The 23,061-nt window shown below is 62.5% G+C and carries 17 protein-coding genes; 7 read left to right on the top strand and 10 right to left on the bottom strand.

All coding sequences use genetic code 11. The features are described 5' to 3' along the window. Positions 1–278: 278 nt before the first annotated feature. Entirely contained in the window at positions 279–2,078 is a 1,800-nt protein-coding gene (gene aspS, locus BUB29_RS00450; protein ID WP_033523078.1) for an aspartate--tRNA ligase, read from the bottom strand. 29 nt (positions 2,079–2,107) lie between these two features. Beyond that, positions 2,108–3,487 carry a histidine--tRNA ligase gene (gene hisS, locus BUB29_RS00445; protein ID WP_033523152.1) on the bottom strand — a complete coding sequence of 460 codons (1,380 nt, stop codon included), beginning with the start codon at positions 3,485–3,487 and terminating at the stop codon, positions 2,108–2,110. Positions 3,488–3,583: 96 nt separating this feature from the next. Here hisS and BUB29_RS00440 point away from each other — a divergent pair, with 96 nt between their 5' ends. Further along, entirely contained in the window at positions 3,584–5,005 is a 1,422-nt protein-coding gene (locus BUB29_RS00440) for a DUF349 domain-containing protein (RefSeq protein ID WP_033523079.1), read from the top strand. A 105-nt stretch (positions 5,006–5,110) separates the two neighbouring features. Here the strand turns inward: BUB29_RS00440 and BUB29_RS00435 are convergent, their stop codons facing one another. From BUB29_RS00435 to BUB29_RS10210, 8 genes are all read right to left on the bottom strand, one after another. After that, the gene (locus BUB29_RS00435) at positions 5,111–5,908 is read right to left on the bottom strand and encodes a pseudouridine synthase (protein ID WP_033523080.1); all 798 of its coding nucleotides are present in this window, start codon (positions 5,906–5,908) and stop codon (positions 5,111–5,113) included. Positions 5,909–6,025: 117 nt separating this feature from the next. Next, positions 6,026–7,918 carry a glutamine--fructose-6-phosphate transaminase (isomerizing) gene (gene glmS, locus BUB29_RS00430; protein ID WP_033523081.1) on the bottom strand — a complete coding sequence of 631 codons (1,893 nt, stop codon included), beginning with the start codon at positions 7,916–7,918 and terminating at the stop codon, positions 6,026–6,028. A gap of 202 nt (positions 7,919–8,120) precedes the next feature. Continuing rightward, complete coding sequence (smpB, locus tag BUB29_RS00425) at positions 8,121–8,600, bottom strand: SsrA-binding protein SmpB (RefSeq protein ID WP_033523082.1); 480 nt, start codon at positions 8,598–8,600, stop codon at positions 8,121–8,123. Between the two features lie 108 nt (positions 8,601–8,708). Continuing rightward, positions 8,709–10,109: a CHAP domain-containing protein gene (locus tag BUB29_RS00420; protein WP_051915072.1), complete on the bottom strand. Its 1,401-nt coding sequence runs from the start codon at positions 10,107–10,109 to the stop codon at positions 8,709–8,711. Between the two features lie 115 nt (positions 10,110–10,224). After that, a complete protein-coding gene (ftsX, locus tag BUB29_RS00415; protein WP_033523084.1) occupies positions 10,225–11,148 on the bottom strand; it encodes a permease-like cell division protein FtsX in 924 nt (307 codons plus the stop codon). Next, positions 11,145–12,305 (bottom strand): cell division ATP-binding protein FtsE, encoded by a 1,161-nt coding sequence (ftsE, locus tag BUB29_RS00410; protein WP_033523085.1) that lies wholly within the window; start codon positions 12,303–12,305, stop codon positions 11,145–11,147. The genes ftsX and ftsE overlap by 4 nt, the downstream gene beginning before the upstream one ends. Positions 12,306–12,359: 54 nt before the next feature. Further along, positions 12,360–13,481, bottom strand: a complete 1,122-nt coding sequence (gene prfB / locus BUB29_RS00405; protein ID WP_033523086.1) for a peptide chain release factor 2 — start codon at positions 13,479–13,481, stop codon at positions 12,360–12,362. Positions 13,482–13,660: 179 nt separating this feature from the next. Next, positions 13,661–13,795 carry a hypothetical protein gene (locus tag BUB29_RS10210; RefSeq protein WP_267895170.1) on the bottom strand — a complete coding sequence of 45 codons (135 nt, stop codon included), beginning with the start codon at positions 13,793–13,795 and terminating at the stop codon, positions 13,661–13,663. Between the two features lie 110 nt (positions 13,796–13,905). Here BUB29_RS10210 and ilvD point away from each other — a divergent pair, with 110 nt between their 5' ends. From ilvD to BUB29_RS00375, 6 genes are all read left to right on the top strand, one after another. Further along, complete coding sequence (gene ilvD, locus BUB29_RS00400) at positions 13,906–15,765, top strand: dihydroxy-acid dehydratase (protein ID WP_033523087.1); 1,860 nt, start codon at positions 13,906–13,908, stop codon at positions 15,763–15,765. A gap of 177 nt (positions 15,766–15,942) precedes the next feature. Next, on the top strand, positions 15,943–16,986 hold the full coding sequence (locus tag BUB29_RS00395) for a LacI family DNA-binding transcriptional regulator (protein WP_033523088.1): 1,044 nt from the start codon (positions 15,943–15,945) through the stop codon (positions 16,984–16,986). A gap of 435 nt (positions 16,987–17,421) precedes the next feature. Further along, on the top strand, positions 17,422–18,741 hold the full coding sequence (locus tag BUB29_RS00390) for an MFS transporter (RefSeq protein WP_033508553.1): 1,320 nt from the start codon (positions 17,422–17,424) through the stop codon (positions 18,739–18,741). Positions 18,742–18,892: 151 nt separating this feature from the next. Further along, positions 18,893–20,449: a glycoside hydrolase family 32 protein gene (locus BUB29_RS00385; protein WP_033523089.1), complete on the top strand. Its 1,557-nt coding sequence runs from the start codon at positions 18,893–18,895 to the stop codon at positions 20,447–20,449. 301 nt (positions 20,450–20,750) lie between these two features. Beyond that, complete coding sequence (locus tag BUB29_RS00380; protein WP_033523090.1) at positions 20,751–21,563, top strand: ABC transporter permease; 813 nt, start codon at positions 20,751–20,753, stop codon at positions 21,561–21,563. 489 nt (positions 21,564–22,052) lie between these two features. Further along, a complete protein-coding gene (locus BUB29_RS00375) occupies positions 22,053–23,054 on the top strand; it encodes an ABC transporter substrate-binding protein (protein ID WP_407640895.1) in 1,002 nt (333 codons plus the stop codon). The last annotated feature ends 7 nt before the right edge of the window (positions 23,055–23,061 follow it).

Genomic DNA, 23,061 nt, shown 5'->3' with positions numbered 1-23,061 from the left:
CATCCAGCGCAACGCAGCGATGGCAACGACGGCGGCTAGCGTCATAACCCCCACCACCGCAAACGCCACGCGTTCCGGCACATTCCGGACGAACCAGTCATGCATGCGACACCACGGATAACGACTCATGCGATACACGGTAGACCAGCAAGATGTTGCACCGCATGCACTCAGGCAAACGGCAGGTGAACTTCTTGGAAAAGCCTGATAACAGGGCTTCACACAATGAGCGCCAAGCCGCATCATGCAACTTGGCGCTCATGCAATCGAATCTACGATCAGTCCTCGTCCTCATCCGGGTCATAGTCGACACCGGTTTCGGCGCGCTGCTCGTCGGAGATCGGAGCCGGGGCACCGGTCAGCGGATCACGGCCGCCACCGGCCTTCGGGAAAGCGATGACGTCGCGGATGGACGGGGCGCCGGCGAGGATGGACACGGTGCGGTCCCAGCCGAGTGCGATGCCCGCGTGAGGCGGTGCGCCGTACTTGAAGGCTTCCAGCAGGAAGCCGAACTTGTCTTCGGCCTCTTCCTTGCTGATGCCGAGCACGTTGAGCACGCGGTCCTGGATGTCGTCGCGGTGGATACGCACGGAGCCGCCGCCCATTTCCTCACCGTTGCAGACGATGTCGTAGGAATCGGACATGGCGTGTTCCGGATCCTGATCGAACTTGTCGATCCAATCCTTGGACGGCATGGTGAACGGGTGGTGCATGGAGGTCCACTTGGAGTGGCCGACCGCCACATCGTCGTCGTCCGGATCGTCGGTCGGCTTGAACAGCGGGAAGTCCACAACCCACGTGAAGGCGAACTTCTTCGGGTCGAGCAGACCGGCGCGGGAGGCGAGCTCCACACGGGCGGCACCCAGCAGCAGCTGGGAGGATTCGCGGGCGCCTGCGGCGAAGAACACGGCGTCGCCGTTCTCCGCGCCGACGGCCTCCTTGAGGCCCGCGCGCTCCTCATCGGAAAGGTTCTTGGCGACGGGGCCCTTGAGCTCGCCGTCGTCGGTGAACTGCACGTAGGCGAGACCCTTGGCGCCGCGCTGCTTGGCCCACTCCTGCCAGGCGTCGAACTGACGACGCGGCGTGGAGGCGCCACCCTTGAAGAGGACTGCGCCCACGTACGGGGCTTGGAACACGCGGAACGGGGTGTTCTTGAAGTAGTCGGTCAGCTCGATGATCGGGTTGCCGAAACGCAGATCGGGCTTGTCGGAACCGTACTTGTCCATGGCTTCCTGCCAGGTGATGCGCGGCAGCGGCAGCTGGACTTCGTAGCCGGCGGCCTTCCAGATGGCGGCGATGACCTTTTCGGCCATGGCCATCACATCCTCCTGATCCACGTACGCCATTTCCATGTCGAGCTGGGTGAACTCAGGCTGGCGATCGGCGCGGAAGTCCTCGTCACGGTAGCAGCGGGCGAACTGGTAGTAGCGTTCCACGCCGGAGACCATGAGCAGCTGCTTGAGCAGCTGCGGGGACTGCGGCAGCGCGTACCAGGAGCCGGGCACCAGACGGGCCGGGACCACAAAGTCGCGGGCGCCTTCCGGGGTGGACTTGATGAAGGTCGGGGTTTCGACTTCGGTGAAGTCGAGGTCTTCGAGCGCGTGACGGGCGGCCTTGGCCATGTCGGAGCGCAGCTTCAGGTTGCGCTGCATGCCGGGGCGGCGCAGGTCGAGGTAGCGGTACTTGAGGCGCACTTCCTCGCCGGGCAGCTTGTTCTCGGACTCGTTTTCGAGCGCGGTGGAAACCTGGAACGGCAGCGCGTCGGACTTGGCGAGCACGTCAATGGTTTCGGCCACGACTTCGATCTTGCCGGTGGTGAGATGTTCGTTCTCGTTGCCTTCCGGACGCAGGCGCACCTCACCGGTGACCTGGATCACGAACTCGGAGCGCAGCGGACGCGCCTGCTCCTCGTCGTAGATGACGACCTGCACCAGGCCGGAGGAATCGCGCAGATCGATGAAGGCGACTCCACCATGGTCGCGGCGACGGTCGACCCAACCGGACAGGGTGACCTTCTGGCCGACGAGAGCCTCGGTGACTTCAGTGGCATGATGTGTTCTGTATGCCGTCTGGCTCATGCTTTGAATACTCCCAATTATTCGATTAATCAATCAATAACAACGGTTTGCCGGGCATTAACAGTATCCGGCTCCCACGACGTGCGATCGGCCGGGTTCTGCTCGCCGGAGACGATGTTCTTCACCTCGTCGCCCGCACCCTCCTGACCGGGGAACCACACGTACGGAATGCCGAGCTTGTCGGCGTACTTGATCTGCTTGCCCAGTTTGGCGGCGGTCGGCGCCACGTCGGCGGCGATGCCGCGTGCGCGCAGCGCGTTGGCGATCGCGTTGGATTCGGCGCGTTCGCTTTCGTTCCACACGGCGACGAGCACGCTTGCCGGGGATACGCGGTTGGCGTGTGCGCCCGCGGTGTGCAGCATGTAGCTGACGAGTCGGCTCAGGCCGATGGACAGGCCGACGCCCGGGTACTTGCGGTTGCCTTGCGAGGCGAGGTTGTCGTAACGTCCGCCGGAGCAGATGGAGCCGAGGGATGCCACGCCGTCGAGGAAGGTCTCGTACACGGAACCGGTGTAGTAGTCCAGTCCGCGGGCGATCTTCAGATCGGCGATGACGGAGCCGGGACGGATCGCGGCCGCCTGGTCGACGATCATGCCCAGCGTGCTCAGGCCTTCATGCGCGAGCGCGTAGGCTTCGGAATCGGTGGGGATGCCATGCTTGGCCGCGAGCGCGTCGAACTTTTCGGCGAGTTCGGTACCGTTGGCGGCGGTGAGCTCGGCCAGTTCGAGGCAGGCGCGGGCCTGCGCGTCGGTGGCGCCGCAGGTTTCGACCAGCAGCTTGGCCACTTCATCGGCGCCGATCTTGTCGAGCTTGTCGATTTCGCGCAGCACGCCTTCGATGTCGTCGAGGCCGAGGCCACGGTAGAAGCCTTCGGAAAGCTTGCGGTTGTTCGCGTGCACGGTTGCTTTGGGCAGGCCGAATTCGCGCAGGCGTTCCAGCGCGGAGACCATGACCAGCGGCAGTTCCACTTCGTAGTGGTCCGGCAGGTCGCCGTTGCCGATCACGTCGATGTCGGCCTGGACGAACTCGCGGAATCGTCCTTCCTGCGGGCGTTCGCCACGCCAGACCTTCTGGATCTGCCAACGCTTGAACGGGAAGGCGAGATCGCCCGAATGTTCGACCACGTAACGGCTCAGCGGCACGGTGAGGTCGAAGTGCAGGCCGAGTCTTTCCTCGATCGGGGTGTCGGATTCGTTGCCGACGTCCTGCAGACGGCTCAGCAGGTAGATCTCCTTGCTGGTTTCGCCTTTCTTCAGCAAGGAAGCCCCGGTTTCCACGGCTCTCGTCTCGATGCCTAGGAAGCCGTTGAGCTCGAATACTTCACGGAGCGTGTCGATGACACGCTGCTCCACAACACGTTCAGAGGGGAGCCACTCTGGAAATCCTGATATTGATGCGCCTTTAGCCACGGAATCAATATAATAGGTGAAGGTTGCGTCAAACATCCCTGTTCCGTCAGGATGTGAAGCGCGATGCACACACTTCCAAGCTGTAAGGAGCTGGCCATGGCCGACGAGAACGTCACCAAGAACGAAACCACCACCGAGACCACCGCACAGGAAACGCAGGGAGCAGCCAAGGCACCGAAGCCGGCCGCCCCGAAGCCCCACGCTCCGTCCCCCGCCGCATTCGCCAAGAAGGCCGCGCCCGCCGCCCGTGTCGCGGCATCCGCCGTCTCCCATACCGAGGCGCAGGTCAAGCAGGCCGAGTCCTTCGGCCGCGTTGACGACAACGGCACCGTGTTCGTCAAGGACGGCGACGGCGAGCGTGAGGTCGGCCAGTTCCCCGATGTCTCCAAGGAGGAGGCTCTGGCCCTGTATGCGCGTCGCTTCCTTGATCTCAAGGCAAAGCTCGACGCTCTGGCGGCCCGTCTGAAGAGCGCGAACGTCAAGCCGCGTGAGATCGACGAGACGATGAAGATGCTCGCCGAAGAGACCGAATCTCCCGCAGTGGTCGGCGATCTGGCTGCTTTGAAGGCCCAGTATGAGGATCTGAAGACCAAGGCGGACGCCAAGAAGGCCGAGCTGGCCGAGGCCCGCAAGGCCGCGGTCGCCGCAGCGGTCGCAGGCCGTACCGCCATCGTGGAGAAGGCCGAGGTGCTGGCCGCCGGTCTGGGAGACAACACCAACTGGCGTTCCACCGCCGACAAGTTCCGTGCCCTGTTCGACGAGTGGCAGACTCACCAGCGCAACAACGTGCGTATCGATAAGAAGGATGCCGACGAGCTGTGGAAGCGTTTCTCCGCCGCCCGCACCACCTTCAACCAGTCCCGCCGCAAGTGGGCGCAGGCCCGCGACAATGAACGCAACCAGGCCAAGGCCGCCAAGGAGGCGATCATCGCCGAGGCCAACGAGATCAAGGATTCCACTGCTTGGACCGAAACCTCCCGCCAGTTCAACGAGCTGATGGATCGTTGGAAGAAGGCCGGCCGCGCTGGCCGCAACGAGGATGACACCCTGTGGGCACGTTTCCGCGAGGCCGCCGACACCTTCTTCAACGCACGTCAGGCCGATCGCGAGCAGATCTCCGCCGACGAGAAGGAGAATCTCGCCAAGAAGGAGGCGCTGCTGAAGAAGGCCGAGGCTCTGGTGCCGGTCGCCGACGAGAAGGCCGCCAAGCAGGCTCGTCAGGCTCTGGCCGAGATCCAGGACGAGTGGGATCAGATCGGTTATGTGCCGCGTGAGGATATGCGCCGCATCGAAGGCCGTCTGGACGAGGTGGACAAGCAGATCAAGTCCGTCGAGGAGGCCGCGTGGAAGCAGTCCGACCCGGAGGCCGATGCCCGTAAGTCCAGCTTCGAGGAGCAACTCAACGCGCAGCTCGCCGAGCTTGAGGAGAAGATCGCCGCCGAGACCGATCCGGCGAAGAAGGCCAAGCTTGAGGCCGAGAAGGCCACCAAGGAGCAGTGGCTGAACGCCGTGAAGTGATTCGGCTCCGGCTTTCGCCCGTCTGAATCATAGTGATATGCCGGAGGGGCGGTACCCGCATGGGTACCGCCCCTTCGGCATATGCATATGCGAGTTCGCTCCAAGTCAGCGCCGCTCCCCCGCCTGCCCGTCCAAAGGCCCCTCACCCAAGGGGATGCGCGAGGTGAAACGGCGGTGTTCGCCGGTGATCGGATCGTCGAAGGAGAGTTCGCGCGCCACGAGTTCCAGCGGCGTGGAGAAGTCGTCATAGGGGCGGTCGATGACGCGCGGGTAGAGATCGTCTCCGAGAATGGGCAGACCCAGCGAGTTCATGTGCACGCGCAGCTGATGCGTTTTGCCGGTTTTCGGGTGCAGTACGTATCGCGCCACGCCCATACGGTTCCGAACGCCGGCCGTATGCCACGGCATACCAGATTCGCCCGCCGCGCGGCATGACATGCCGCCCGCGCGTTCGATCATCGTCTGCGCGTTCGGCGTGCCCAGCTCCTCATAGGCTTGGAGGATTCCACGCTGTTTGACGATGCGCGAGCGGCGCTCGAGCGGGAACGGGCGAGGCGTCGTGAGCCTGCGTATGGTGCCGTATTCCGGTCGCGAAACCGGTCTGAGCGGTGCCAGGCATTCGTAGGTCTTTGTGGTCAGACGGTTCTGGAACAGCATCTGGTAGGCGCCTCGGCTGGCGGGGTCGCGCACGAATACCACGATGCCCGCGGTGGCCCGGTCCAATCGATGCGCGGGGACGATGCCGGGATCGTCGTACATGTCACGCAACCGTATCAGCGCGGTTTCGCGGTACCACATGCCGCGCGGCGTGGTCGCCAGGAAATGCGGCTTATCCACCACGATGATCCGCTCATCCTCATACACGATACCGAGTTCGAACGGAATCCGCGGTTCCTCGGTCACCCATCGATGCCCCAATGCGACCACCTCAATGCTTATCGTTCCCCGGAATGTGAGGACTCACCGTCCTCCGGCCAAGCGTAAGGCCCGACCACGCGGGCCGGGCCTTACGCGACATCATCATTCGACGGTGACGGACTTGGCGAGATTACGCGGCTTGTCCACGTCATACTTCTTCAGCTTGGCCATATCCATGGCGAACAGCTGCAGCGGGACCACATCCACCAGCGGGCTCATCAACGTCGGGCATGCGGGGCGCCAGAACACCACGTCGGCGTAACGTTCCACATCCGGGTCGTTCTCCTCGGCCACGGCGATGATGTACGCGCCACGCGCCTTCACCTCTTCGATGCCGGAGATGACCTTGGCGTGCAGCACATTGCGGCCACGCGCCGGCGGCACGATGAACACGACGGGTTCACCTTCGTCGACCAGCGCGATCGGCCCGTGCTTGAGCTCGCCCGCGGCGAAGCCTTCGGTGAAGGTGTAGGCGATCTCCTTGAGCTTGAGCGCGCCTTCCATGGCGACCGGGTAGCCGACGTGACGGCCGAGGAACAGGAACGACTTGGCATCGACCATCTGTTCGGCGGCGGCGTGGACGGTGTCGGTCTGCGTGTCGAGCACCCACTGGATCTTACGCGGCATGTCTTTGAGGGAGTCAAGCGTCTGCTGGATCTCATCACGGTACATCGCGCCCTTCACCTGCGCGAGGTACAGGCCGAGCACATAGGCGGCGGTGATCTGCGCGACGAACGCCTTGGTGGACGCGACGGCGACCTCCGGGCCGGCGTGCGTGTAGAGCACGGCGTCGGATTCGCGCGGGATGGTGGCGCCCTGTGTGTTGCAGATGGCCAGCACCTTGGACCCCTGTTCGCGGGCGTGGCGCAATGCCATCAGCGTGTCCATGGTTTCGCCGGACTGGGAGATGGCGACGACCAGCGTGCGCGGGGTCAGGATCGGGTCGCGGTAGCGGAATTCGTGGGCGAGTTCCACTTCGACCGGGATGCGCACCCAATGTTCGATGGCGTATTTGGCGACCATGCCAGCGTAGGCGGCGGTGCCGCAGGCGATGACGATGATCTTGTCGATGCCTTTGAAGTCGTGTTCGTCGATGCGCACCTCGTCGAGGTTCAGATCACCATGCTCGTCGAGACGGCCGAGCAGCGTGCGCTGCACCGCGGCGGGATCCTCATGGATCTCCTTGTCCATAAAGGAATCCCATCCGCCCTTCTCCGCGGCGGAGGCGTCCCAGTCCACGGTGTAGACCTTGGGATCGGGCACGATATTGCCCATGAAGTCGGAAACGATCACCTTGTCGGCGCTCACGCACACGGCCTGATCCTGATCGACTTCCATGGCGCGCTTCGTGTAGGCGACGAACGCGGCCACATCGGAGCCGAGGAAGTTCTCGCCGTCGCCAAGACCCACGACCAGCGGGGAATCATGGCGTGCGCCGACGACGATATCGGGCTGGCGGCAGTCGGTGGCGAGGATGGTGAACGCGCCTTCGAGCATGCGGGCGAGTCGACGGACCGCCTTGAACAGGTCGGGGGCGCCCTCCTCCTCGATGATCTTGTCGGTGATCTTGCCCAGCAGCTTGGCCGCGACCTCGGTATCCGTCTCGGAGGCGAAACGGTAGCCTTCGGTCTGCAGGTCAAGACGCAGCTGGGATGCGTTCTCGATGATGCCGTTGTGGATGATGGCGACCTTGCCGTCACGAGAGGTGTGCGGATGCGCGTTGATATCGTTCGGCACGCCGTTCGTGGCCCAACGGGTGTGGCCGATGCCCACGGTGGCCATCGGCATCGGGTTGCGTTCGATGTCCTCGACGAGATTGGACAGACGCCCCGCCTTCTTGCGGACCTCGACATGGTCCATGCCGGGGGCGCTCAACGCCACGCCGGCCGAATCGTAACCGCGGTATTCAAGCCGCTGCAGGCCTTGGAGACATACCTCCAGCGGCTTGCCGCACGCGGTTTCGATCCGTCCTGCGTATCCGACGATTCCACACATATTTCACCAGCCCTAACCTATCGTGCGCCGAAACGGTCGGCGCGGATATCGTTGCCATCGCCCGGGCCGGCACCTATCACGCCGCCACGGGCCGCGGTTCCAAGCCGCGATGCGGTAATTCCTCAACCAAGTCTGTCAGACGAACGCCGCAGACGCACCGGGCGCCGTCATGCATTTACCGCATGTCTACATAATTCCTCGTTCAGCGTACGCGCTTGTTGGCGTACCGCATGGCACGCAACGCCTCACGCTTGTCCTGTTCCTCGCGCAACGCCTGACGCTTGTCGTATTCGCGTTTGCCTCGGGCCAACGCGATCTCGGCTTTCACGCGACCGTCCTTGAAATACAGGCTCAGCGGGATGATCGTGTATCCCTTGGCTTCGCTCTGCCTTGCGAGTTTGATGATCTCACGCTCATGCAGTAGCAGCTTGCGCTTGCGCTTGGGGGCGTGGTTGTTCCAGGTCCCGTTGAGGTATTCGGGGATGTTCGCGTTTTCCAGCCACATCTCGCCGCGCCTGTCGATGGAGACGAAGGCCTCAGCGAGGGACGCACGTCCTTCGCGCAGGGACTTGACCTCCGTGCCCGTCAGGACCAGACCGGCCTCGTACTTGTCTTCGATGGCGTAATCGTGACGCGCCTTCTTGTTCTGCGCGATCGGCTTCATGCCTTGTTCCTTGGCCACGGTCTCCTCCTTTCCTGAGTGTTTCCGCAACCCCACAATAACAGCAACGCCGCCTGAAACGGTTCAGACGGCGTATGCGGGCGGGTTCGTTGTGCCGAGCCCTGACGATCAGTAGTGCACGTACTGGTAGCTGCTGGCGTTCGATATGGTCTCCCATGCCGGGAAGGTGGCGAAACCGGTGCCGCCTTCGGAGATGAGCACGGAACCGTCGGCGTTCACACGTTCCACGACCGCCACATGGCCGTACTGCCAGTCGGCGGTCCAATGGCCGCCCACACTCTGGCCCGCGGCGAACACCATGGCCGCTCCCACATGGGGCGTGTTGTTGACGTAGTAGCCAAGACCACGCGCGGTGGCCGCCCACTGCGCGCCGTTGCCCATGTAGGAACCGACCGGCAAACTCAGCTGGGAGCGACGCAGATACGCCCACAGGGTGCACTGACGTGCCGGGTAGGCGGCGCCGCCGACCGTATTGCCGGTGTTATGCCCGTAGCAATAGCTGGAACCTTCAGGGCAGCTTCCCGGCACCGCGTAGTTCATGCCGCTGGCGTAGCCGCCACCGGTGTTGCCGCCCGTGTTTCCGCCGGAATTGCCACCGGAATTGCCACCGGAGTTGCTGGTGTTGCCACCTGTGCTTCCACCGGAATTGCCACCGGATGAAGTCTGCTGGCCGACGTTCGAAGGCGTATAGCTGTTGGCCCGTCGCGCGGCCTCCTCGGCTGCGGCCTTCGCCGCCATGGCGGCCAGTTCGGCCTGCATGGAGACGATTTCCGCGGCTTCCTTGGCACTCTGCGTGGTCAGGCTGCTTTTCTTGGATTCAAGCTCCTGGCGCACCGACGTGTCCTTGGCCTGCAGCGCTTCGAGATCGCTCTGCTTGTTGGCGGCCTGCTGCGAGGCTTTCTGCGCCGCCGCGGCCTGCTCGTCGGCCTGCTCCTTGAGCTTGGTGATCTGCTTTTCGATGGCGTCGAGACGTTGCTGGCGGTTCATGGACGTGTTGAGTGTGGTGGCCGCGGCATCCGCGGTGTTGGACGCGGATCGCGCCGCCGCGGCATCGGACTGCATCTGTTCCACGAACTCGTCGGCGGATTTGGCGTCGGTCACCACGTCCATCATCTTCGACGCGTCGGAACCATGGAAGCTGTTACGCGCGATCTCAGCGACGGAATCCTTCGCATCGTCGTATTCGACGCCGGTTTCCTGGATCTTCTGCTCCAACGTGGCCTTGTCCTGCTTGGCCGCTTCGAGACGCTGATTCGTCGCGTCCGCGAGGCTCTGCGCCTGATACGAGGCTTGCAGCGCTTCCTGTGCGGCCTGCTGCGCCGCCGGAATCTGCGTGTTGGCCAGATCGTTCAACTCCTCGATGGTGCTGGCCAGGTCGGAATCGACTCCGGCGAGCTGGGCCTTGAGATTCTCCTGATTGGCCTGCTTCTGCTGCAGTTCCGCATAGGATGCCGCATGCGCGGTCGACACGTTCGTGGTGGTGACCGCCAATCCGGCTGCCATGACCATCGCGCACGAGATGGCCACGCCGACGACGGTCTTCGCGGACTTTGTTCGCTTGTTCACTACTGTGGGACCTCCTACTTCCTTCGGCACATTGTAGCGGCAGTTCCTGAGGGGTCAATCACGCTTTGAGATAACGGTGCAGCGATACCACGGACGCGATGATGGACAGCAGCATCGCGCCGAGCACGAGCGCCGGGGAGATGAGCCATACGGTGCCTTGGGTGACGAACGGAATCCAGCTCACCGACTGCGCGATGCCATCGGTGATGAACAGCTGCACGATCGCCGCGAGCGCGCCGCTTGCCAGCAAGGAGCCGACCAGTGAGGCGAACAGGCCTTCGAGGATGAACGGCAGCTGGATCGTCCAGTTCGACGCGCCGACCAGACGCATGATCTCCGTCTCGTTCTTGCGGCTTGCGGCGGACATGCGGATGGTCGTGCCGGTCAGCAGGATCGCCACGACCACCATGACGGCGGCGAGCGCCACCGTAACCACCGTGGCCTTGTTGAGCACGGCGAACACCGGGTCGAAGATCTGCTTCTGGTCGACCACGCTTTCCACGCCAGTTTTGCCCGACAGCACTTCGGAGACCATCTTGTATTTGGTCGGATCCTTGAGCTTGAGCTGCAGCGAATCCTGCATGTCGGCGGCGGTCAGGGTACGACCCTGGTATTTGCCGTCGGGGTACTTCTTCAGGAAGGTGTTCTTGTAGAAGTCGTCACGGCTCACGTACGTGATCTTGGAGACGTTGTCGCGCAGCTCCTGATGGATGAAATCCTGAAGCTCCACGATCTCCTGCTGGGTCGGCGCCTTGCCGGCCGCGCAGGTGGCGGCCTGGCTGCTGCCGTCCGGGCACAGGTAGACCACAACTTCGACCTTGGAATACCAGTCGCCCTTCGCCTTGTTGACCTGCACCTGCAGCAACGCCGAAGCACCAATGAACACGAAGGAGATGAAGGTGACGAGCATCACCGAGATGATCATCGGCACGTTGCGCTTGAGGCTCGTCCATGTTTCGGAAAGGATGAATCGCGTTCTCATCGGTTGTCCTCCTGATCGTCGGCGCGACCCCATTCGCCCGGCGCAGGCGGTGCGGGCGGGGCCGGGGGCGCCGGCGGAGTCGGCGGGGCGGACGGTGCGGGTGGGGCGGGCGGCATGAACGTCTCCTCCCCGACCGGCATGGCCTCGGTCCTCTCGCCGGGGCGCTCCTCCTCGTTGTTCTTCGCCTGCTGTTCCTTGGCCATTTCCTCCAAAGGCAGTCCCCTGCCCCAGGTCATGGTATCTTCGGGCGGCGCGAACGCCTCGCCGTAACGGCCGGTACGTCCGGAATGCACGGACTGAGCCAGCCTGGCGATGCCTTCGCCCTCGTCCATCGCACGCGCGGCGATCGCGCTCGCCCGCAGCGCATCAGCGGCGTTGTGGGCCACGGCACCCTGCGCGATGTCGCCGGCGACCGAACGCAACGCCTGCTTCGACCTGCTCGTCACCTCGGAATCGGGGAAGAACTCGGCGGAATCGTAGGAGCCGTGCTCCTCGTCACGCACGATGCTGCCGTTATGCAGTTCGACGACCCGCTTGCGCATCGAGTTGACGATCTCCTCGTTATGCGTGGCCATGACCACGGTGGTGCCGGTGCGGTTGATGGCATCCAGCACCTCCATGATGCCCAGCGACGTGGTCGGGTCGAGGTTGCCCGTGGGCTCGTCCGCCAGCAGGATCTGCGGATGGTTCACGTAGGCGCGGGCGATGGCCACGCGCTGCTGCTCGCCGCCGGAGAGCTCATGCGGATAGTTCTTCTCCTTGCCGGTGAGCCCCACGGTCTCCAGCACCTTCGGCACCATCGATTTGACGGCGGACCTGCGCATGCCGATGACTTCCAGCGCGAACGCGACGTTCTGCCATACGGTTTTGTTGTTCAGCAGCTTGTAGTCCTGGAACACGAAACCGATGGAACGGCGGTATTGCGGCACCTGACGGTTGGTGATGCGTCGCAGGTCGTTGCCCGCCACGCGGATCTCGCCCTCGGTGGCCTCCTCCTCGTGTAGCAGCAGGCTCAGCAGCGTGGTCTTGCCGGAGCCGGACGCGCCCACGAGGAACACGAAATCGCCTCGTTCGATGTCGAGATTGACATCGTCGAGCGCCGGTCTGGTCCCCTTGGGATAGATCTTGCTTACATGGTTCAACGAAATCAGTGCCATGTCATTCCTTCCGTTTCCGCTTGCGCCGCACGCCCGTGCGGGAAGCGGCAAGCCTTACTCGGCGTCCTTGGCGCGACGCTGCTCGTGACGCCAGCGGATGCCGGCCTGGATGAAGCCGTCCAGATCGCCGTCGAACACCGCCTGGGTCTGCGAGGTCTCATACCCGGTGCGCAGATCCTTGACCATCTGGTACGGGTGCAGCACGTAGGAGCGCATCTGGTCGCCCCAGCTCGCCTTGATGTCGCCGGCCAGCTCCTTCTTCTTCTTGGCCTCTTCCTCGTGGCGCAGCACCAGCAGTCGGGACTGCAGCACGGCCATGGCGGCGGCACGGTTCTGGATCTGGGAACGCTCATCCTGCATGGTGACGACCAGGCCGGTGGGAAGGTGGGTGATGCGCACGGCCGAGTAGGTCGTGTTCACGCCCTGGCCGCCGGGGCCGGAGGAGCAGTACGTATCCACGCGGATATCGCTGTCGGGGATGTCGATATGATCGGTGGCCTCGACCAGCGGGACGACTTCCACCGCGGCGAAGCTGGTCTGACGGCGTCCCTGGTTGTCGAACGGCGAGATGCGCACCAGACGATGCGTGCCGCCCTCGACGGACAGGCGTCCGTACGCGTACGGCGCGTCCACCTGGAACGTGGCGGACTTGATGCCCGCCTCCTCGGCGTACGAGGTGTCCATCACCTTGGCCTTGAAACCGTTGCGCTCGCAGTATCTCAGGTACATGCGCAGCAGCATCTGCGCGAAATCAGCCGCATCCACGCCGCCCGCGCCGGAACGGATCGTGACGACCGCGGAACGTTCATCGTATTCGCCGTCCAGCAGCGTCTGGATCTCCATATCGTCCAGATCGCTCTGGATCTTCTCCACTTCGGCCTGCGCCTCGGCGAGCGTATCCGCGTCGTTCTCCTCACGACCGAGCTCGACGAGCGTCTCCACGTCATCGATGCGCTGCGCCGCGGAATCGAGACGCTTGAGCTGCGCCTGCGCCGCGGACAGACGGCTGGTCACCTTCTGCGCGTTCTCGGGATCATCCCACAGGCCGGGTTCCGCCGCCTGCTGCTCCAGCTCGGCGATCTGCGCCTTCATGCGGTCCATATCCAACGCCTGGGCGATGGAATCGTATTTCGAACGGGCCTCCGAGATCGCCTCGGAGTAATCGAATTCTGCCATTATGTTTCACCTTTACGTTCGTTCTGTAGAAATTGTCTTCGAACATACTTGGGTTTTCAGCCCAACCCGGGGGTTTTACACATTCTCTTTGCGGGCACGCCGTTGTCTTCCCTTCCCCTCGCGACCGCGAACCAGCCGTTCGACGCGGGAAACGCCCCACAGGAATGTGCGAGAGGGCGTCAAAGACCCGCGTAGATGGCGGGAACCACCATGGAGATCAGCAGGGCTGCGGCGATGACGATGCACACCGCCCGCGTCACCACGCGACGGCGGCGCTCGCGCATCTCGCGCTCTTCCCGCTGATCATGAGTCATAGGTCACGAGTGTACGCAACAGCGCGGATTTTGCATACGTTATCGCAGTCAGTTCCATAATGTGACTTCCCACGGAACGTGTGTCCCGTTGGAACGCAACAATGAGAGGCATGGAAATGCGATCTGCAAAACTAATGAATGGACGTGTATTCGCGGGCGCTCGCGCCCTCTACCGCGCCGCCGGTGTGGATGGCAAGGATTTCGGCAAGCCGATCATCGCCATCGCCAACTCCTTCGACGAGTTCCTGCCGGGCCATGTGCACCTGAATAAGGTCGGCCGCCTCATCTCCGAGGCGATCAAGGAAGCTGGCGGCATCCCCCGCGAGTTCAACACGATGGCCGTGGACGATGGCATCGCCATGGGCCACACCGGCATGCTGTACTCGCTGCCGAGCCGTGACATCATCGCCGACACCGTCGAATACCAGGTCAACGCGCACTGCGCCGACGCCCTGATCTGCATCCCGAACTGCGACAAGGTCGTGCCGGGCATGCTCATGGCCGCGCTGCGCCTGAACATCCCGACGGTCTTCGTCTCCGGCGGCCCGATGGAGGCCGGCACGACCGTGCTGCCCGACGGCACCGTGAAGAAGAACACCGATCTGATTGACGTGATGTACGCCTCCGCCGATGACAATCTGGACGAGAACGATCTGCTCGCCTACGAGAAGACCGTCTGCCCGACCTGTGGTTCCTGCGCCGGCATGTTCACCGCGAACTCGATGAACTGCCTGACCGAGGCCATCGGCTTGGCCCTGCCGGGCAACGGCACCATCCTGGCCTCCCACTCCTATCGCAAGGACCTTTTCAAGCGCGCCGCCGAGCAGGTCGTCAAAATCGCCAAGCAGTATTACGACAATGATGACGATTCCGTGCTGCCGCGCTCCATCGCCACCAAGGAAGCTTTCGAAAACGCCATGACCATGGATGTGGCCATGGGTGGTTCCACCAACACCGTGCTGCACATCCTCGCGATGGCGCAGTCCGCCGACGTGGACTTCACGCTTGATGACATCGAACGCATCTCCCACACCGTGCCCTGCATCTGCAAGGCTTCGCCGTCCGGCGAATGGGAGATCTCCGACGTGCATCGCGCAGGCGGCATCACTGGCATCCTCGGCGAGCTCGACCGTGCCGGCAAGCTGCACCGCGACGTGCATTCCATCGACTACAAGACGCTTGAAGACAAGCTCAACGACTGGGATATCATGCGCGACACCTGCACCGAGCAGGCCAAGCAGATGTATCTGGCAGCCCCGGGTCACATCGTGTCCCCGGATCCGTGGACGCACACCACCCTGTTCGATTCCCTCGACCGCGACCGTGTGAACGGCGCGATCCACGACATCGACCATCCGGCCGTCACCGAAGGTGGTCTGGCCGTGCTGCGCGGCAACCTCGCCCCCGACGGCTGCGTGGTGAAGACCGCCGGCGTGCCTAAGGAGATTTGGACCTTCCGGGGACCGGCACTGGTCGTCGAATCCCAGGAGCAGGCCATCGAGGTCATCCTCAACGACACCCTGAAGCCCGGCATGGCGCTGGTCATCCGCTACGAGGGCCCGAAGGGCGGACCGGGCATGCAGGAGATGCTGTACCCGACCTCCTTCGTCAAGGGCAAGGGCATCGGCAAGCAGGTCGCCATGCTGACCGACGGCCGCTACTCCGGCGGCTCCTCCGGTCTGGCCATCGGCCATATCGCCCCAGAGGCGGCGAACAAGGGACCGATCGCCCTGATCAAGAACGGCGACATCATCAACATCGACATCCCGAACCGTACGGTGAACGTCGAGCTCTCCGACGAGGAGCTGGCCCAGCGCCGCGACGAACTCGAAGCCGGCGACGGCTATGTGGCGCACCGTGACCGCAAGGTCTCCCAGGCGTTGAAGGCCTACGCGGCCTTCGCCCGTTCCGCCGATAAGGGCGCGACCAGGGATCCGGAACTGATCGACAAGCTGTCCGGCCTCGCCTGATAACGGCTCGTTCCTTTCCTGAAGAATGCCCCGCGGTCTTTCCGACCGCGGGGCATTCGCGTTCCATGGCAGCGTTTGCGCCGTGGACATGCCCGCGCCCATACCAGTGCCCACACCAGTGCCCACGCCGAACATACGCCGTTCCCAAACGCCGCCCGGGGTGTATCGTGTGGTGGTATGACGACGATGAAAGAGATTGCGCGGCAGACGGGGGTGTCCGTATCGACGGTGTCGCTGGTAATGAACCACCGCGACGCGGGAAGGGTCAAACCCGAAATCGCCTCGCGTGTGAGGGAGACCGCCCGCCAGCTCGGCTACCAGATCAACCCGATGGCACGCTCGCTGCGTACCAATAGCACGCGTATTCTCGGTTTCATCAGCGACGCGGTCGCCACCACGCCGTACGCGGGCGGTATGATCCTCGGCGCGCAGAGCGCGGCGAGCCGTTTGGGCTACATGCTCATCACCGTCAGCACGGACGGCGGGATGAAGGAGGACGACGAGATCGATGCACTGAAACGCTACGGCGCCGATGGCTTTCTGTATGCGAAAATGTCGAATCGCATCACCGACGTGCCGTCGAAACTGCTCGACTACCCGGTGGTGCTCACCGACGCGACCGACCGCAACGGCGTGATTCCCAGCGTGGAACCCAATGAGTTCCTCATCGCCTATGATGCGACCACCCATCTCATCAAGGCTGGTTGCGAGCGCATCGCCTACGTGGGCTGTAGCGAGACGATGATCGCGCAGGAGGGGCGTCTGGCCGGGTACCGTGCTGCGTTGGAGAACGCCGGTCGCGATTTCGACGAACGTGTGGTGACGAATGTGCCCAATAATGGGCCGGCACTGCGGGAGGTGTCCACGTTGTTCGATGCCGAGCACCCTGACGGGTTCTTCTGCTTCAACGATGCGCGTGCCTGGTACGTCTACGAGTGTGCGGCGCGGCGGGGCCTGACCGTCGGCAAGGATATCTCCGTGGTGGGCGTGGACAATCACCGCGTATTCGCGGAGACGTTGGAACCGCAGCTGACCACCGTGGAGCTCCCCCATTTCGAGATGGGGTATTGGGCCGCGACCAAACTCATCTCGATGATCGAGAATCGCCCGATGAACGATATCGAATGGCCGAAGACCACCGCTCCCCTGCCACCCATCGATGCGCCGATTCCGGCGAAGATTCACTGCACCCTATTGGAGAAGGGGTCCGTGGCACGCTAGCGTTGCATCTTTGCCACAGTCGTTGAGCAACGGCATGCGGCCCGGGCATGTTCGGCATCCGACCTGCCGAATACGCCCGGGCTGTATGGTATCTCCGTCTTCTCTGCAATGGGCATCCGCTGTTGCATACCTATTTGCTAATTCGACATCATCACGCAATCTGTTGCAGCGTCTGCATGTAATCGTTTACACCAACCTCACCACGACACACCGATGGCATAATACAGGGGAAACGCACAATCGGCTGTAAACAGGCGATTTACGGACATGTAATTATTCTCATCGTTGTTTTTTACGTCAATCGATTTACGCCAATCGATTGACGCTTTACAATATAATTACGTTTTTCGGCAAAGGCATCGCAGCCGACGGCGGAAAACCTTATTCAAGCACAGCGTTCGTGCAGCAGCGGGCGCTCAGAGAAAAGGGAAAACAATGGCAAGCGCACATAAGTCTGCATGGAAGAATCCTTCCTACTTGCAGAGCTCTTTCGGCATCTTCATGTTCTTCTGCTCCTGGGGCATCTGGTGGTCCTTCTTCTCCAGATGGCTCACCGATCCGACGCACGGCCTGGGCATGACCTCCGCCCAGCAGGGCCAGATCTACTCCATCAACTCTCTGGCCACCCTGATCATCATGTTCGCCTACGGCACCATTCAGGACCAGCTCGGCATCAAGCGTAAGCTCGTGATTTTCGTCTCCGCCGTCGCAGCATGCGTCGGCCCGTTCGTCCAGTTCGTGTACGCCCCGATGCTGCAGGCCGGCGGCACCACCCGCTTCATCGGCGTGCTCATCGGCTCCATCGTGCTGTCTGCAGGCTTCATGGCAGGCTGCTCCCTGTTCGAAGCTGTCACCGAACGTTACTCCCGCAAGTTCGGCTTCGAATACGGCCAGTCCCGCGCCTGGGGCTCCTTCGGCTACGCCATCGTCGCCCTGTGCGCCGGCTTCCTGTTCAACATCAACCCGATGCTCAACTTCTGGGTCGGCTCCATCTGCGGCCTGGGCATGCTGTGCGTCTACGCATTCTGGGTTCCGGCCGAGCAGAAGGAAGAGCTCAAGAAGGAAGCCGATCCGAACGCGGCTCCGACCAACCCCTCCTTCAAGGAAATGATCGCCGTCCTGAAGATGCCGACCCTGTGGGTGCTCATCGTCTTCATGCTGTTGACCAACACCTTCTACACCGTGTTCGACCAGCAGATGTTCCCGAACTACTACGCTTCCCTCTTCCCGACCACCGAAATCGGTAACGCCACCTACGGCACCCTGAATTCCTTCCAGGTGTTCCTCGAGTCCGCCATGATGGGCATCGTCCCGATCATCATGAAGAAGATCGGCGTGCGCAACTCTCTGCTCCTCGGCGCCACCGTCATGTTCCTGCGCATCGGTCTGTGCGGCGTGTTCCATGATCCGGTCACCGTATCCATCGTCAAGCTGTTCCACTCCATCGAAGTGCCGCTGTTCTGCCTGCCGGCATTCCGCTACTTCACCCTGCACTTCGACACCAAGCTGTCCGCCACCCTGTACATGGTGGGCTTCCAGATCGCATCCCAGGTCGGCCAGGTGATCTTCTCCACCCCGCTCGGTTCCCTGCACGATCACCTTGGCGACCGCCCGACCTTCTTCACCATCTCGGGCATCGTGCTGGCCGCTCTGATCTACGGCATCTTCGTGATCAAGAAGGACGACCAGGAAGTCGGCGGCGACCCGTTCTACACCGACAAGCAGCTTAAGGCCATGGAAGCCTCCAAGGCCTGACCTGAACAATCACCACCACAAGCGGCATCCGGTTTGTCTTCCCCTTCCTGCCGGATGCCGCTTTGCTCTCCAACAGCACTTTAGAATCCCCTCCGCCGCTCAACAAGGTGCCACACCCTACCGAACGGCAACGCACAGAAAGACGATCACGATGACTGACTTCACCCCGAACGAACCGGTGTTCACCCCCATCAAGGACCACGCCGAGGAACTCGCCAAAGCCGAAGCGGGCGTGGCCGATTTCGCCGCCAAGCGCAACAACCGCTGGTACCCGAAGTTCCACATCGCCTCCAACGGCGGCTGGATCAACGACCCGAACGGCCTGTGCTACTACCAGGGCCGTTGGCACGTGTTCTACCAGCTGCACCCGTACGGCACCCAGTGGGGCCCGATGCACTGGGGCCATGTCTCCTCCACCGATATGGTCAACTGGAAGCGCGAACCGATCATGTTCGCCCCGTCCCTGGAACAGGAAAAGGACGGCGTGTTCTCCGGTTCCGCGGTAATCGGCGACGATGGCAAGCTCAAGTTCTACTACACCGGCCACCGTTGGGCCAACGGCCACGACGACACCGGCGGCGACTGGCAGGTGCAGATGCTCGCCGAGCCGGACAACGACGAGCTGACCAGCGCCACCAAGCGCGGCATGGTCATCGACTGCCCGACCGACAAGGTGGATCACCACTACCGCGACCCGAAGGTCTGGAAGACCGGTGACAAGTGGTACATGACCTTCGGCGTCTCCTCCGCCGAAAAGCGCGGCCAGATGTGGCTGTTCTCCTCCGACGACATGGTGCGCTGGACCTACGAGCGCGTACTATTCGAGCACCCGGATCCGAACGTATTCATGCTTGAATGCCCCGACTTCTTCCCCATTCGCGACACCGAAGGCAACGAGAAGTGGGTCATCGGCTTTTCCGCCATGGGTGCCAAGGCCAGCGGCTTCATGAACCGCAACGTCAACAATGCCGGCTACATGATCGGCACGTGGACGCCGGGCGAGGCCTTCAAGCCGGAAACCGAGTTCCGCCTGTGGGATTGCGGCCACAACTACTATGCTCCGCAGTCCTTCAACGACGGCAAGCGCCAGATCGTCTACGGCTGGATGAGCCCGTTCGTCGCGCCGATCTGCATGGAAGACGACGGCTGGTGCGGCAACCTGACCCTGCCGCGTGAGATCACGCTGGGCGCGGACGGCGACCTGCACACCGCACCCGTGACCGAAATGGAAGGTCTGCGTGAAGACACCTTCGATTTCGGCGCGATCGGACTGGATATCAACGAGGAGCGCACCATCGCCGATGATGCCGAAGCCGTCGAGATCGAAATGACCATCGACCTTGCCAACTCCACCGCGGAACGTGCCGGCCTGAGAGTGCATGCCACCGAGGACGGCGCCTACACCTTCATCGGCTATGACGATCAGATCGGCCGCGTGGTCATCGACCGCCAGGCCAACGCCCGTGGCGATCGCGGCTATCGCACCGCGCCGCTGTCCGCCGAGGAACTGGCGTCCGGCACGCTCAAGCTCCGCGTGTATGTCGATCGCGGATGCGTCGAAGTGTACGTGAACGATGGCCGCCAGACCATGAGCTCCTACAGCTACGCCTCCGAAGGCCCACGCGCCATCAAGCTCGAATCCGAATCCGGCACCCTGAAGGTCGCATCCCTCAAGCTGCACCACCTGAAGTCCATCGGACTGGAGTGATCCGAAGCTCATTGCGAGCCCCATAGCAGTAAACTCACACCATTGGGCGGTTCATTTGGACGAAATCCGGGTTGATTTCGTCCAAATGGACCGCCCAATGCATGGAAACGTCCGAATGGACCGCCCAATACGTTGACGGCGTCACCCACCCACGCTGATTCGCGCATGTTCGCGCATCTGCCCTATACTGACCTGCTGGATTACAGGTTTCTGGCCGATGCGCGAACAGGCTCCTCACCTTACTGGTTTCTCGCCGCCGGCCGTGTGCGCGCCCACTTCGGCGCAGAAAGCAAGGTGAACGATGGTCGGGAACCGCGTTCAACACACTTGGAACACATTGGTCAAGGCATTCAAGCGCCGTGTTCCCACAATGGTGACAGTGCTGCTGATGCTCGTCGCTTGGGAGGCATGGGTGCGGATCGCGCACGTACCCGCGACGATGATCCCCTCCCCCAGCGAAATCGCGCAGGCCACCGTCGAAACGTGGCCGACGCTCTGGCCCGCCACACGCATCACGCTTCTTGAGGGAAGTGTCGGATTCCTGCTCGCCGTCACGCTCGGCATTCTGATCGGCATCCTGCTGTACTGTTCACGGATCGCGAACGCGGCGCTTTTCCCGCTGCTCTCCGCTGCACAGACCATGCCGTTGATCTCCATCGCGCCGTTGTTCCTCATCTGGTTCGGTTTCGAAATATCCGGCAAAATCGTGATCGTCGCCATATTCGGCCTGTTCCCCATCGCCGTGCAGACGATACGCGGCCTTGAAGCGGTACCCACGTTCTACTCCGACGTGGCGCTGACCTGCGGCGCAACCCGCACATGGACGCTATGGCATGTGAAACTGCGCGTCGCCGCACGGCAGATCTACGGCGGCATCCGTGTCTCCGCCGCATACATCTACGCCACCGCGGCCACCGCCGAATACTTGGGTGCACGCGGCGGGCTCGGCATCTGGCTGCAAGCCGTCTACAACTCCTTCCGCACGCCGCTCATCTTCTCGGCCACGCTGGTCATCATCGCGATCACCGGCATCCTCATGTGCCTGGTGAACCTGAGCGAACGCGTGCTGCTCGGTCCCGCCGGCTCGGACGCCGACCCGGATGCTGAGGAATAGAGGTGCGGCGGCGCTCGACATGCAGGCGTACTTCTGCGATCCGCACGGCTCATGGCAGCGCGGGACCATAGACCGAAGACCGATTGATGACGAAGGCGTTGCAACCACCACTGGAATCTGCCCTTCTCTGCCGGACATCCGGACGCATTTCCATACCCCGAACACATTCCTACCCTACCCAGGTCCTTACACAAGTCATCGTCACCCGTATAATGGGTGACGCTGTTCAGCCAATGTGTGGCAAACCGACTTGATTCCACGAACCGTTGCGAAACGGTGCGATAACGGCAGTCGGGGGCATTGGACGAGCGGGGGCCGGGGCCCTTCGTATCGTTTTCTGCCCGAACTCCGCCCGCAGCACATCCCTAGAAAACGACGAGAACACAGGATTCAGGGAAATCAATGGCACATAGCATCCTCGGCGGTCTTCTGCGCGACCGCACCAAGCAAGTCATCAACCGTCTGATTGCCGTATTCGGCGCAATCGCCATGCTGTTCGGCGTCGCCGCATGCGGGAACAGCGCGAACACCACGGCTGACGGCCTGACCAAGGTCACGTTCATGCTTTCCTGGGCGCCCGACACCAACCACATCGGCGTGTACGTGGCCAAGAACAAGGGCTATTTCAAGCAGGCCGGCCTTGATGTCGACATCGTGGCCGTGGCGCAAGCCGGCGCCGAACAGGCGGTGAACAACGGTCAGGCCGACTTCGCACTGTCGAATCTGACGAACGTGGGCGTGTACGCGACCAAGGGCGCGCAAATCAAGCAGGTCATGCAAGTGCAGCAGAAGCCGAGCGCCATCTGGTGCTCACTGGCATCCAACACCGCGATCACCCGTCCGAAGGATCTGGACGGCAAGACCTTCGCCACGTTCGGTTCCAGCGAATCCGACGCCGTGGTCCGTCGCATGATCCAGCACGATGGTGGCAAGGGCGAATTCGACAAGGTGACCGTCGGCACTTCGACGTTCCAGACGCTGTCGAGCGGCAAGGCCGACTTCGGCGGATTCTACGCCACTTGGGAGGGCGTGCAGGCCGACATGTACGGTCCGAAGCTCACCTGCTTCACCGAGCCGGATTACGGCGTGCCCGGCAACGCGGACACCATCGGCATCATCGCCAACGACAAAACCATCTCCGGCAATCCCACGCTGGTGAAACAGTTCGTGCAGGCCGCCAAGAAGGGCTACGAATACGCATACGCCCATCCCGACGATGCCGCGAACATCCTGGTGAAGGAAGCCCCCGACGCGAATCTCAAGCCCGCTTTCGTCAAGAAGAGCATGCACACCATCATGGACGGCCAGTATTGGGGGGATCCCGCCAAGATCAAGGACGGTTCGTTCACCTTCGGTACGAATGATGTGAAGGGTGCACAGCAGTACTTTGACTTCCTGGCGCAGGAGAACGCCTACACTGATTCGCATGACAAGGTGGTGCACAAGGCCCCGCAGGCCAAGGACCTGTCCACCGACGAATTCCTCAAATAACCGGTTC

It is taken from the genome of Bifidobacterium merycicum DSM 6492, from assembly GCF_900129045.1.
In the GTDB taxonomy this organism is placed as follows: domain Bacteria; phylum Actinomycetota; class Actinomycetes; order Actinomycetales; family Bifidobacteriaceae; genus Bifidobacterium; species Bifidobacterium merycicum.
Note: the sequence above shows the minus strand (reverse complement) of the source record. Positions and strands in the feature narration are given on the sequence as shown.